Below are 13,532 nucleotides of genomic sequence, written 5' to 3' on the forward strand. Positions count from 1 at the left end.
GGGGGGGAGCAGATGCCGAATAGTGAAGAAAGAAAATCAACCTCATACTATTGGATCTACGGTATAATGGTGAAGTTTGTCAGTGAAACGTATGATCTAATAAGGCTGTTTATGATAGATAAAAAAAACTACATATTGCTGCAGGTGTGATTTGTGATAAGCAAAATAATGTATTTATTACCCAACGCCCTTTGACATCTCATATGGGAGGATATTGGGAGTTTCCTGGTGGAAAACTAGAAGATAAAGAGACGCCAGAGCAGGCATTATACCGTGAATTGCAAGAAGAAATAGGTATTAATGTGACGCAATGCCAGTTGCTTGAAACGGTAGAGCATGATTTTATTGATAGGCATATTACATTATCATTCTTTTTAGTCACAGAGTGGGAAAATAAACCTTACGGTAAAGAGGGGCAACTTTCCCGCTGGGTACCTATTATGTCCTTAAATGCTGAAGATTTTCCGCCAGCTAATCGCTCTATTGTTGCCTTATTGCAAAAATAATCAATACAGCCACTTCATGATTGTTGTGGCTGTATGAGTATGCTGTGGGCGTTTAATTAAACGGCTTGGGATCTTGCTCTGGCATTTCACTCCATTCATCGCTGTCATTGCTTTCGCTTTGACTTGGAATTCGCTTCTCTTCAGCCGCCCATTCGCCTAAATCGATTAACTGGCAACGCTTACAACAAAAAGGACGATAAGGGCTACTTTCATCCCATATTACCTCGGTTCGGCATGTTGGGCATTTCACTATTAATTTTTCGCTCATTATCTCTCCTGAATTTAATTGAGATGATTTCTGTTGTTGATATTAAGCTATATTAACAACATGAAATCTCAAAAGGTAGTTCAGAAGGGATTGTGCCATGCTCACTATCAAGAGGCAAAAAGCGAATAGCATAACGGTTTTTGTGTCCTGAGACTTGAGGGTAAATTTGCTGGCTGGTAAGTAGCTTGATCCGTAATAATTCACCTTCTTCCGTACTGTCTTGATAAAAACCATTATGGCTTAATACCGGTTTAAATGTATCTGATTGACGAATAAGTGTTAATAGGGCATTTAATGCATTTTGTAGAGGATATAACCCTTCCTGCCAACAAGTTAACTTTTCAGTACGCACCGTTTGAGGAAGATTTAACCACAAATGCAAAGTAGGGACATCAAAGCTACAACATCCTCCCGGAATACTGAGGCGTTGTTTTACTAAGCTGATGATTTTATCTTGTTTTAAATGTTGTCCAATACGTGGTGCTTTACTTAATGCGCAAGCACTTTCTGATAACTCATTAATAATATGACTGACAATCTCTTTATCGACATTAGGAAAGGATAACCACTGTTGCAGTTTTTTTTGTCTTTTTTCTAACTCTTTAAGTAGCTCTGCGCGGATCTCTCCGCGATCTAAAACTTCAATAAATTCTGAAACGGCACGAAAAAAAGATAATGCAGAAGATAATGAATTAATAGATTGAAAACTATTTAATTGAATTAATGAGTTTTCAATTCTAAGCCATGAACGCATTTTCTCATTAAGCGGGTGTTCAAAAATAATTGTTGAGGTTTCTTCACTCATGGCTATTGTCCTGTATTGCTTTTTTGAGCTAATTCTAAGTAATGCTGATGAAGTTGTTTTATTTGTTCATCTTGATTTAAGCTATTATCGTGATTTTCAATAATATCATCAGCAACGGCTAATCGTTGTTCTCTTTTAGCTTGGGCTTGTAAAATTTTGAGTACATGATCTCGGCTTACACCATCACGTTGCATAGTTCTGGTAATTTGTTCTTCTTCAGTCACATCAACCACAAGAATACGATCGGCTAAATGTGTTAGTTTATTTTCAACTAATAAAGGAACAACCCAAATAAAATAAGGGGCGCGAATTTGTTGAATTTGTTTTTGCGTCTCTTGTTGTATAAGTGGATGGAGTAACTGGTTTACCCACGCTTTTTCTTGTTGATTTTGAAAAATAATATGACGTAATTGCGCTCTATTTAACTTGCCATCAGGCAATAAAATTGTGTCACCGAAGTGTTGCTGTAAGGCTTTTAATCCCGGCGAATCTGGCTCTACCACTAATCGTGCAATGACATCCGCATCCACAAGAGGGACGCCGAGTGAGGCAAAACCATTAGCGATGGTCGTTTTACCACTACCAATACCACCTGTAAGAGCAACTGTATAAGTCATTGCGTTCGTCTATTTTTAATTAATCAAAATTTACTGTTGATTGCGATATTCTAAAGCTTAAACTGATTTTTATCACAAGATAATAACCGCAATATTTGGGTTTTATTCAGTTATTATGATAAGCGATTTTCTGCTACCCTGACAGCCTAGCTTACAGTAAGTGGCTAAATCTTCGCTTAATCGGCTATTAATATATCAAAATGTAATGATGATGCATTGTATCACTGATGTTTTGATTATTAGACGCATTGTTAATGACTTTAGGATATTGCTAGCATCAATGTATGGTATCACCTAGTTGTAACACCGGAAGATACATCGCAATAATAAGCGTGCCAGTAATCAATGCGATCAGTGTCATTAAAATAGGCTCAAGCCATGTTTTTACACTATCAAGGCGTTCTTCTAATTGATGATAAAACCAGTGGGTAAGTTGCTGGCAAAAAAACTGTAGTTGTCCAGAATTTTCTGCTGAAGAGATAAATTGATAACAGATTGGCGGGAATAGAGGATTATGTCGCATAAATGAGCTAAGTGATTTTCCTTGAGTAATATGCGCTATCATATCAGTGAGTGCTCGTTGATACAGTGAATGCGTTAATTGCTCTGTAATAATTTTTAACCCCTGTAATAGTGGTAATCCAGCTTGTTGTGTAATCGTCATTATCTGAAAAATAATATGTAGCTGGTGATATCTTAATAAGATGCCTAAGCAAGGAAGATTAAGCCAACATCGTTGTTCAATGTCGCGAAATTTAGCATTGTGATGTTTAATAGTGTAATAGCTATAAGAAATTATTAATATAAACAGCAGAATAATTAAACTATATTGAGAAAACCATTGAGAACATCTAATTAAGGTTAATGTTAGTGTCGGTAGCTCAGTATTAAATGCACTGTATAAAGATTGATATTCAGGTAAAACATAGATCAACATAGATATTGTAATAACGATTAATGTTAATAATAAGAATAGAGGATACTGAAAAGCTTTTATTATTTTTTTTATTAAATCCCGCTGTTTTTTTAATTGTGTTGTTTGTAATAAGAGAACTCCATCAAGCTTACCACTCTCTTCGCCAATATAAATAAAATGGGTTAAATTAGCAGGAAAATAGAGTGGATAACGACTTAACTGTTTAGATAGTGCGCCTCCTTGATTTAGGTGAAAAATAATATCATTTAAAACACATTGCCAATGTAAATAACGACATTCTTCTTTAAGCAGTGTTAATGCGGGCAAAAGTGCTAAGCCTGAATGAAGTAATAACGCTAACTGTTCAAGAAGTTGAATGCGGTATTGTTTATCACTATTTTGAAAGATTATTACCCTATATAGGCGAATTTTTACTGGTAATTTTTGTTGTTGAATAAGTTGATCAATAACTTCATGTTTAGATTGAGCGACAACGTTGCCACTTAGCCATTTTCCTTGATAAGTTAATGCATTATAGCGATAGATAAAATGTAATTTCATTCAATATCTCCGACTACTTGATAAACTTCATCTAAAGACGTGATCCCCTTTTTTATCAGTTCAATACCTGAGTTAAATAGTGCGTAAGGTGAGGGGAGTGATTGCTTGGCAAGTTCAAAACAATCATAAATAGCTGTTCTGCCTTTGTAGCCGGAATAACAAAATTGACAACCTGTTGCTTGCCAATTGGGTAATATAATTTGTTGATTATTAATAATGAAATTTTTCTGTTCAGGTGATGGGTATTTACAGTTGCTACATAAGCAACGAACTAAACGTTGAGAAATAATTAATTTTACACAAGAGTCGATTAAATCTTTTGCGATGCCTAAATTAGCCAAACGGGCGAGTGTTGCTTGGGTAGAGTTAGTATGCAGTGTTGATAAAACTAGGTGGCCTGTTTGTGCCGCTTTTATTGCTATTTCTGCTGTTTGTTGATCACGTATTTCACCTATCATAATAACATCGGGATCTTGGCGTAATAGTGCCCGTAATATTGTTGCAAAAGTAATACCAGCTTTTTCTGTTATTTGTGTTTGATTAATGCCATGGAGAGGTAACTCAATAGGATCTTCAATACTATTAATATTACGATTATCTTTATTTAAATATTGTAAACAACTATAGAGTGTTAAAGTTTTACCACTCCCTGTGGGGCCGGTGACTAAAATCATTCCCTGAGGTTGAGTAAGATATTTTTTTAATAGTGTTAGGTGAATTGTTTGAAAACCTAACTGTGCTAATTGTGGCTGTTGCAGATTATTCATGAGCCGTAAAACTATTTTTTCTCCATATAAAGTAGGAAGTGTCGCAACACGTATTGAATAATTGTTTTTCTGGTAAGACCAATTAAATTGACCATCTTGTGGTAGGCGTTTTTCGGCAATATTAATATTCGCGAGGATTTTTAAACGTGTCAGGATCTCGTTAGCTAATTGATTGTCAGGGGGAGAAAATAACACTAGATGATTATCAATTCTCGCGCGAATTCTCAGGCTATTTTGTTGTGGCTCTAAATGAAGATCAGAAACACGTTGAGCAAGGCTGTGACGTAACAATTGCTCAATAAACTCTGTTGCTGTATGGATAGTATTATTCATGAAAGCTCTTTTTTTACGATAAATGATTTATGGATGGTAAGGGCTAGAAACAGAGCCTATTGGCTTTTCCACCTTGGTTGAGGTTGTCGTTAGATTGGTTTAATGAGATTTAAAAACCTTATGGCATAGCGTTTGTAACGCGGTGTTAGTTGATGTGCAGTTAATTTGCCAATGGGGAAGTGTCTCTTTACTGTTTGTTGCAGGAGTCATTACGATGGTTAGCCCTTCTAGTTGAGCCTTACCTTTTGCACTAATAACGCCATTGGCAACATGAATATCAGTAAGGTATCGACTACGAAATTGTTGAGGCATAAAACTGGCATCAGCATGGCATTGGTTATATTGATGTTCATAGTGACAAAGTTCCACTGCAGAACGATAAGGCGACAGGGTTTGTAATACATCAGTTAAGGCGGCCTTTTGGATATAACCATGATAAGCAGGGATCGCCACTGAGCTTAAAATTGAGATAATGGCAATCACAATCATCAATTCCATTAGCGTGAATCCATTCTCTGTTGAGTGATAATTTAATGTATTCATTTTTCTCTCCTTGATAAATAACCTGTTGAAGTATGAGAAAAAAGCGTTTTATTGGCGAATAGAGAAGCTAAGAATTGAGTAAAATATCGAAAAGAAAAAGGCGTGATACAAAATTAACCACTATTATTGAGAGCAAGTTCGCATTAATTGGCGGATATTATTAATAAAAATAGCTAATATGATTTTAAATGTAGAAAAAAGAGGGGTGTTGTGGAGATTAAGCAAGGCTGGCTAACGGGAGTAAAGCTCGTTCCATCGCCAAATTATGACAATAGACCTGAAGGTGAAATCCCTTCATTGTTGATTATCCACAATATCAGTCTTCCTCCTGGGCAATTCGGTGGACCTTATATTGATCAACTGTTTACCAATACGCTTGCTGTTGATGATCATCCTTTTTTTAATGAGATTGCGCACCTGCGTGTTTCTGCGCACTGTTTAATTCGCCGTGATGGTGAAATTGTGCAATATGTGCCTTTTACGGCACGAGCGTGGCATGCCGGGGTTTCCTTCTATAAAGGGCGAGAGAAATGCAATGATTTCTCGATTGGTATTGAGCTAGAAGGAACCGATGAGTGTGACTTTACGCCGCAGCAATATCAGCAATTATCGACACTCACTCAGCAACTTATTGAACACTATCCGGGCATTAAAGAAAATATTACCGGACATAGTGATGTCGCACCTGGTCGGAAAACAGATCCAGGACCTCATTTTAATTGGTCATATTACCGAGCACTATTAGCAAAATAACACAACAAAATGCATTAATAATTGATATTTTTGCATTGATAATCAATATATGAATGCTGTCACGCTTCAGTGTGACTGTTTATGTGTTTAATCAATGTTAAAAAATAGTGTTTTTAATCTTTTCTAATAATGCGATCTAGTTATCAAATTTGATGAATTTATCAAATAATTTGTTAAAATTTGCAGGTTTTTATGATTTCGCTCAACAACTGTATGGACAGTTAGTAAATACTTTGTTACTTTATTATCCATTACATTAAATTGGTATTACCAATTGACATTTCAATAACCAAGGTAATAGTTATCCAATAATGGCTTCTAGCAATATGGCTTACACAAAGATCCGCCAACCAAAGCTTTCTGATGTGATAGAACAACAACTTGAGCATCTTATTTTAGAAGGCACCCTACGTCCGGGGGAAAACTCCTGCCTGAACGTGAGCTGGCAAAGCAATTTGATGTATCGTGTCCTTCATTGCGTGAAGCAATCCAAAAATTGGAAGCAAAAGGTTTTTTATTACGCCGCCAAGGTGGTGGAACCTTTGTGCAAGATAACCTTTGGCAAAGCTTTAGCGATCCTCTCGCTCAACTCCTCAGTGGGCATCCAGAATCTCAATTTGATCTGTTAGAAACACGCCATGCCCTTGAAGGTATTGCGGCTTATTATGCTGCATTACGCGGTACTGATGATGATCTTGAGCGTATTAAAGCCAGTCATGCTCGCATTATTGATGCTCATGATAAAGGGGATATCGCAGCGGAGTCGGATGCGGTATTGCAATACCAATTAATCGTTACGGAAGCTGCTCATAATGTCGTTTTGCTACACTTATTAAGGTGTATGGTGCCAATGCTTGAGCAGAATATCCGACAAAATTTTGAGTTTCTTTATACACGTAAAGAGATGTTAACTGCTGTAAGTGAGCATCGCACACAGATTTATCAGGCGATTATTAATAGAGAGCCAGAAGCAGCCCGTGAAGCTTCACACCGCCATCTGGCCTTTATTGAAGATGTTTTGTTGGATATGAGTCGTGAACATACTCGTCGTGAGCGTTCTTTGCGCCGGCTCCAACAACATCCTGATTTATTTTAGTAGCACAGATCCTGACCGCTGAGTCTGTACTACCTATCTCCCTGCAATATTCAGGGGTAGCGGTAATAACAGCAGGGCCTATCTTCCCGTCATATCCCCGTGGTATCACGGGAAGATAGGCTCCTATAACCATTAGAAACAGATAACAGATAAGGAATACACCATGTCAGATATGCTGAAAAATGACGTGGATCCGATCGAAACTCGCGATTGGTTACAAGCGATCGACTCGGTCATCCGTGAAGAAGGTGTTGAGCGTGCACAGTTCCTGATTGATCAGGTATTAAAACAAGCCCGTAATGGCGGTCTTGATATTGCTTTAGGTGGCTCTGTACACAGTGATTATATCAATACTATTCCTGTTGAAGATGAACCCGCTTACCCTGGCAATCTGGAATTGGAACGTCGTATCCGTTCTGCTATTCGCTGGAACGCAGTAATGATGGTTCTGCGCGCGTCCAAAAAAGATTTGGAACTCGGCGGGCACATGGCGTCATACCAGTCTTCTGCAACTTTATATGAAGTTTGCTTTAACCACTTCTTCCGTGCTCATAATGACAATGATGGCGGTGACTTAGTTTACTTCCAAGGTCATATCTCTCCGGGGATCTACGCACGTGCATTCTTAGAAGGGCGTCTGACTGAAGAGCAATTAAATAACTTCCGTCAAGAAATTGGTGGTAAAGGTTTATCCTCTTATCCACACCCTAAATTAATGCCTGAATTCTGGCAGTTCCCAACCGTTTCAATGGGCTTGGGGCCACTATCTGCGATTTATCAAGCAAAATTCTTGAAATATTTAGATCACCGTGGCTTAAAAGATACCACTAAGCAACGTGTTTATGCGTTCTTAGGTGATGGTGAAATGGACGAGCCAGAATCTAAAGGTGCTATCACTATCGCTGTACGCGAAAAATTAGATAACCTGTGCTTCGTGGTTAACTGTAACTTACAGCGTCTTGATGGCCCAGTTACAGGTAACGGCAAAATTGTTAACGAATTAGAAGGTATCTTCGCCGGTGCTGGCTGGAACGTGATCAAAGTGATGTGGGGCGACCGTTGGGATGCACTACTACGTAAAGACACTTCCGGTAAACTGATCCAGTTAATGAATGAAACACTGGATGGTGACTACCAGACTTTCAAATCTCGCGACGGTGCTTATGTTCGTGAGCATTTCTTCAATCGTTACCCAGAAACTGCCGCATTAGTTAAAGATATGACTGATGACGAAATTTGGGCGTTAAACCGTGGTGGTCACGATCCGAAGAAAGTTTTTGCGGCATTCCAAAAAGCCAAAGAAACCAAAGATAAACCAACCGTTATTTTAGCTCAGACCATCAAAGGTTATGGTATGGGTGAAACGGCAGAAGGTAAAAACATCGCTCACCAAGTGAAAAAAATGAACATGGACGGTGTGAAACATTTCCGTGATCGTTTCAATATCCCTGTTAGCGATAAGAAAGTAGCAGAACTGCCTTATATCACTTTTGATAAAGATTCAGAAGAGTACAAATATCTGCATGCTCGCCGTCAGGAACTAGAAGGTTACTTACCTGCTCGTCGTACTCGTTTTGATGAAAAATTAGAAATTCCTACACTGGAAGATTTCAGCCAGTTATTAGAAGAACAATCTAAAGAGATTTCTACTACTATCGCATTCGTTCGTGCGTTGAACGTAATGTTGAAAAACAAATCTATTAAAGATCGTTTAGTCCCTATTATTGCTGATGAAGCACGTACTTTTGGTATGGAAGGTCTGTTCCGTCAAATCGGTATCTACAGCCCGAATGGCCAGCAATATACGCCTCAAGATCGTGAGCAAGTTGCTTACTATAAAGAAGACGTTAAAGGTCAGATCCTGCAAGAAGGTATTAACGAACTGGGTGCGGGTGCATCTTGGTTAGCGGCTGCAACATCTTACAGCACTAACAACTTGCCAATGATCCCATTCTATATCTACTACTCAATGTTTGGTTTCCAACGTATTGGTGACCTATGTTGGGCTGCGGGTGACCAACAAGCACGCGGTTTCTTAATTGGTGGTACTTCAGGTCGTACAACGCTAAACGGTGAAGGTTTACAACACGAAGATGGTCATAGCCATATTCAATCACTGACTATTCCTAACTGTATCTCTTACGATCCGGCCTTCGCGTATGAAGTTGCTGTCATTATGCAAGATGGTTTAGAGCGTATGTATGGTGATAAACAAGAAAACGTTTATTACTACATCACAACGTTAAACGAAAACTATCATATGCCAGCAATGCCAGCTGGAGCAGAAGAGGGTATCCGTAAAGGTATCTATAAACTGGAATCTCTGGAAGGCGCGAAAGGTAAAGTTCAGTTACTGGGTTCTGGCTCTATTTTACGTCACGTACGTGAAGCGGCACAAATTCTGTCAACTGAATATGGTATTGGTTCCGATGTGTACAGTGTAACATCATTCACTGAATTGGCTCGTGATGGTCAAGATTGTGAACGTTGGAACATGCTACATCCATCAGAAGAGCCTCGTGTACCATACATTGCTCAAATCATGAATGATGCACCAGCTGTTGCTTCAACAGACTATATGAAACTGTTTGCAGAACAAGTTCGCACTTATGTGCCAGCTGACGACTATCGTGTCTTAGGTACAGATGGTTTCGGTCGTTCAGATAGCCGTGAAAATCTGCGTCACCACTTTGAAGTTGATACTTCTTATGTGATTGTTGCTGCATTAGGCGAATTAGCTAAACGTGGTGAGATTGATGTGAAGGTTGTTGAAGAAGCAATCAAAAAATACAACATCAACCCTGAAAAAGTAAACCCACGTCTGGCGTAAGAGGTAAAGTGAATGTCTATTGAAATTAAAGTCCCTGATATCGGTGCAGATGAAGTTGAAGTCACCGAAGTGATGGTGAAAGTCGGTGATCGTATTGAGGAAGAACAATCCTTGATCACCGTAGAAGGCGATAAAGCGTCTATGGAAGTGCCATCACCACAAGCGGGTATTGTTAAAGAGATCAAAATTGCCGTGGGCGACAAAGTCGAAACTGGCTCTCTTATCATGATCTTTGATACTGAAGAGGGTGCTCAGGCACCCGCTCAAGAAGCCGCTCCTGCGCCTTCTGCTGCCGCACCTGCTGCGAGCGAACTGAAAGAAGTTCATGTACCAGATATCGGTGGTGATGAAGTTGAAGTCACCGAGGTGATGGTCAATGTAGGTGATACCATTGCAGAAGAGCAATCTCTGATCACGGTTGAAGGTGACAAGGCTTCAATGGAAGTCCCTGCACCTTTTGCTGGCGTAGTAAAAGAGATCAAAATTGCTGTCGGTGATAAAGTGAGCACAGGCTCTCTTATCATGGTATTTGAAGTAGCAGGTAGCGCGCCAGCACCTTCTGCATCAGCTCCGGCTCCTGCAGCATCAGCACCAGCAGCCTCTGCTATTAAAGATGTTAATGTGCCAGATATCGGTGGTGATGAAGTTGAAGTCACCGAAGTGATGGTGAAAGTGGGTGATACCATTGCTGAAGAGCAATCTCTGATCACGGTTGAAGGTGATAAAGCTTCTATGGAAGTTCCAGCACCTTTTGCCGGTGTAGTAAAAGAGATCAAAATTGCTGTCGGTGATAAAGTGAAAACAGGCTCACTGATCATGACCTTTGAAGTTGCCGGTGCCGCACCAGCAGCACAAGCGCCAGCAGCGCCTGCAGCGTCTACATCAGCAGCACCAGCACCTTCTGCTCCAGCAAAAGCGCCTGCTTCTGCACCAGCAGCAAAAGAAGAATTTGTTGAAAACGAAGCTTATGTCCATGCAACACCTGTTATCCGCCGTTTAGCACGTGAATTCGGTGTGAACTTAGCGAAAGTTAAAGGAACAGGTCGTAAAGGACGTATCTTACGTGAAGACGTTCAGTCTTATGTGAAAGAGTTAATTAAACGTGCTGAATCTGCACCTGCTAATGCCGGTGGTGGATTACCAGGTATGTTGCCTTGGCCGAAAGTTGACTTCAGTAAATTTGGTGAAATTGAAGAAGTTGAACTAAGCCGTATCCAGAAAATCTCTGGCGCTAACTTAAGCCGTAACTGGGTAATGATCCCTCATGTTAACCTGTTTGATGAAGCAGATATCACTGAGGTTGAAGAATTCCGTAAACAGCAAAATAAAGAAGCTGAGAAGAAAAAACTGGATGTTAAGATCACGCCATTAGTCTTCGTGATGAAAGCTGCGGCTAAAGCACTGGCTGATATGCCTCGCTTTAACAGCTCAATTTCAGAAGATGGACAGAAACTGATCCTGAAAAAATACATCAATATCGGTATCGCCGTAGATACACCTAACGGTTTAGTTGTACCTGTCTTTAAAGATGTAAACAAAAAAGGCATCTTAGAGCTCTCTTATGAATTAGCAGAAGTTTCTAAGAAAGCTCGTGCAGGTAAACTGACTGCATCTGATATGCAAGGCGGATGCTTCACTATTTCTAGCCTTGGTGGTATCGGTACTACCGGTTTTGCACCAATCGTTAATGCGCCAGAAGTTGCGATTATGGGACTGTCTCGTTCTTCGATGAAACCAGTCTGGAACGGTAAAGAGTTCGTACCACGCTTAATGTTACCAATGTCATTATCTTTCGATCACCGTGTGATTGATGGTGCTGACGGTGCTCGATTTATCACTCTGATTAATCAGTACATGAGCGATTTACGTCGTTTGGTAATGTAATCATCTAAACCGGTGCTAAGCGCCGGTTTCTCTGATTGCCGTGACAGATTTTGCAGTCATACATTCTAGGTTGTGAGATCTGTCATGTTAGAGCGCTTTTCAGTTTATTAACATTTCTGTAAACTGCATGCGGTATGTAAGTCTCGGTGTTAAATATGGATTATCGTCTGACTCGCCGGACAAATAAATAATGAGGTCACGATGAGTACTGAAATTAAAGCACAGGTAGTGGTTCTCGGTGCAGGCCCTGCGGGTTATTCCGCGGCGTTCCGTTGCGCTGACTTAGGTTTAGATACAGTTTTAGTTGAACGTCACTCTACATTAGGTGGTGTTTGTCTGAACGTGGGGTGTATCCCTTCTAAAGCGTTACTCCACGTTGCTAAAGTAATCGAAGAAGCGAAAGCATTATCTGAACACGGTGTCGTTTTTGATGCACCGAAAACAGATATCGACAAAATTCGCATCTGGAAAGACAAAGTTATTTCTCAGTTAACCGGTGGCTTAGCTGGCATGGCTAAAGGCCGTAAAGTAAATGTTGTTAACGGCGAAGCTCGATTCACAGGCTCACATACATTGTCTGTTGAAGGTAGTGAAGGTACAACAACAATCACTTTCGAAAATGCTATCGTTGCCGCAGGCTCTCGTCCAATCGAATTACCTTTTATTCCACATGAAGATCCACGTGTGTGGGATTCAACAGATGCACTACAACTGAAAACAGTACCAGAGCGTTTACTGGTCATGGGTGGTGGGATCATCGGTTTGGAAATGGGTACCGTTTATCATGCGTTGGGTTCACAAATTGACGTGGTTGAAATGTTCGACCAAGTTATCCCAGCGGCAGATAAAGACGTAGTTAAAGTCTTTACTAAACGTATCAGCAAAAAATTCAATCTGATGCTAGAAACCAAAGTGACCGCCGTTGAAGCAAAAGAAGATGGTATCTATGTCACAATGGAAGGCAAAAAAGCACCTGCTGAGCCTCAACGTTATGATGCTGTATTAGTTGCTATCGGTCGTGTACCAAATGGTAAATTATTAGACGCAGGTAAAGCTGGTATTGAAGTTGATGATCGTGGCTTTATCCATGTTGATAAACAAATGCGTACTAATGTACCTCACATCTTTGCTATTGGTGATATTGTTGGTCAACCAATGCTGGCACACAAAGGTGTTCATGAAGGTCACGTTGCTGCGGAAGTTATCTCTGGTAAGAAACATTACTTTGATCCTAAAGTTATTCCATCAATCGCTTATACTGAGCCAGAAGTTGCATGGGTTGGTATGACTGAAAAAGAAGCGAAAGAGAAAGGTGTTAGCTATGAAGTAGCAACTTTCCCTTGGGCAGCATCTGGTCGTGCAATTGCATCAGACTGTGCAGATGGTATGACTAAACTGATTTTTGACAAAGAAACCAACCGTGTTATCGGTGGGGCAATTGTCGGCTCTAACGGTGGTGAACTGTTAGGTGAAATTGGTCTAGCTATTGAAATGGGTTGTGATGCTGAAGATATCGCATTAACCATCCACGCTCACCCAACGCTATACGAATCAATCGGTATGGCTGCGGAAGTATTTGAAGGTAGCATCACTGACCTGCCAAATCCAAAAGCGAAAAAGAAAAAATAAGTTGATTTTATAATCAAGACAAAG

Annotated in this window: 11 protein-coding genes and 1 pseudogene; 6 read left to right on the forward strand and 6 right to left on the reverse strand. The window is 39.9% G+C overall.

Going from position 1 to position 13,532, the window contains the following annotated elements; translation table 11 throughout:
- The first annotated feature begins 134 nt into the window (after positions 1 to 134).
- The gene (gene mutT / locus ACYUCW_RS06820) at positions 135 to 506 is read left to right on the forward strand and encodes an 8-oxo-dGTP diphosphatase MutT (RefSeq protein ID WP_053867599.1); all 372 of its coding nucleotides are present in this window, start codon (positions 135 to 137) and stop codon (positions 504 to 506) included.
- Between the two features lie 52 nt (positions 507 to 558).
- Here the strand turns inward: mutT and yacG are convergent, their stop codons facing one another.
- The 6 genes from yacG to ppdD all read right to left on the reverse strand — a co-directional run bounded on the left by yacG (position 559) and on the right by ppdD (position 5,316).
- Complete coding sequence (gene yacG, locus ACYUCW_RS06825) at positions 559 to 774, reverse strand: DNA gyrase inhibitor YacG (protein WP_004244091.1); 216 nt, start codon at positions 772 to 774, stop codon at positions 559 to 561.
- 52 nt (positions 775 to 826) lie between these two features.
- Entirely contained in the window at positions 827 to 1,579 is a 753-nt protein-coding gene (zapD, locus tag ACYUCW_RS06830) for a cell division protein ZapD (protein ID WP_163748236.1), read from the reverse strand.
- 2 nt (positions 1,580 to 1,581) lie between these two features.
- The gene (gene coaE, locus ACYUCW_RS06835) at positions 1,582 to 2,196 is read right to left on the reverse strand and encodes a dephospho-CoA kinase (protein WP_004244087.1); all 615 of its coding nucleotides are present in this window, start codon (positions 2,194 to 2,196) and stop codon (positions 1,582 to 1,584) included.
- Positions 2,197 to 2,473: 277 nt separating this feature from the next.
- Positions 2,474 to 3,673 carry a type II secretion system F family protein gene (locus tag ACYUCW_RS06840; RefSeq protein WP_460408307.1) on the reverse strand — a complete coding sequence of 400 codons (1,200 nt, stop codon included), beginning with the start codon at positions 3,671 to 3,673 and terminating at the stop codon, positions 2,474 to 2,476.
- Positions 3,670 to 4,773, reverse strand: a complete 1,104-nt coding sequence (locus ACYUCW_RS06845; RefSeq protein ID WP_004250359.1) for an ATPase, T2SS/T4P/T4SS family — start codon at positions 4,771 to 4,773, stop codon at positions 3,670 to 3,672. Before ACYUCW_RS06845 ends, ACYUCW_RS06840 begins: the two co-directional genes overlap by 4 nt.
- 99 nt (positions 4,774 to 4,872) lie before the next feature.
- The gene (ppdD, locus tag ACYUCW_RS06850) at positions 4,873 to 5,316 is read right to left on the reverse strand and encodes a prepilin peptidase-dependent pilin (protein ID WP_004244084.1); all 444 of its coding nucleotides are present in this window, start codon (positions 5,314 to 5,316) and stop codon (positions 4,873 to 4,875) included.
- Positions 5,317 to 5,526: 210 nt separating this feature from the next.
- On the opposite strand from ppdD, the gene ampD reads away from it, so the two are divergent.
- From ampD to lpdA, 5 genes and pseudogenes are all read left to right on the forward strand, one after another.
- Positions 5,527 to 6,069: a 1,6-anhydro-N-acetylmuramyl-L-alanine amidase AmpD gene (gene ampD / locus ACYUCW_RS06855; RefSeq protein WP_004248546.1), complete on the forward strand. Its 543-nt coding sequence runs from the start codon at positions 5,527 to 5,529 to the stop codon at positions 6,067 to 6,069.
- A 326-nt stretch (positions 6,070 to 6,395) separates the two neighbouring features.
- Positions 6,396 to 7,165: pseudogene (gene pdhR, locus ACYUCW_RS06860) on the forward strand (pyruvate dehydrogenase complex transcriptional repressor PdhR).
- 163 nt (positions 7,166 to 7,328) lie between these two features.
- Positions 7,329 to 9,995: a pyruvate dehydrogenase (acetyl-transferring), homodimeric type gene (gene aceE, locus ACYUCW_RS06865; protein WP_460408308.1), complete on the forward strand. Its 2,667-nt coding sequence runs from the start codon at positions 7,329 to 7,331 to the stop codon at positions 9,993 to 9,995.
- A 12-nt stretch (positions 9,996 to 10,007) separates the two neighbouring features.
- A complete protein-coding gene (aceF, locus tag ACYUCW_RS06870) occupies positions 10,008 to 11,879 on the forward strand; it encodes a pyruvate dehydrogenase complex dihydrolipoyllysine-residue acetyltransferase (protein WP_004250364.1) in 1,872 nt (623 codons plus the stop codon).
- A 201-nt stretch (positions 11,880 to 12,080) separates the two neighbouring features.
- Positions 12,081 to 13,508 (forward strand): dihydrolipoyl dehydrogenase, encoded by a 1,428-nt coding sequence (gene lpdA / locus ACYUCW_RS06875; RefSeq protein ID WP_004244077.1) that lies wholly within the window; start codon positions 12,081 to 12,083, stop codon positions 13,506 to 13,508.
- The last annotated feature ends 24 nt before the right edge of the window (positions 13,509 to 13,532 follow it).

It is taken from the genome of Proteus sp. MB838 (assembly GCF_054767435.1).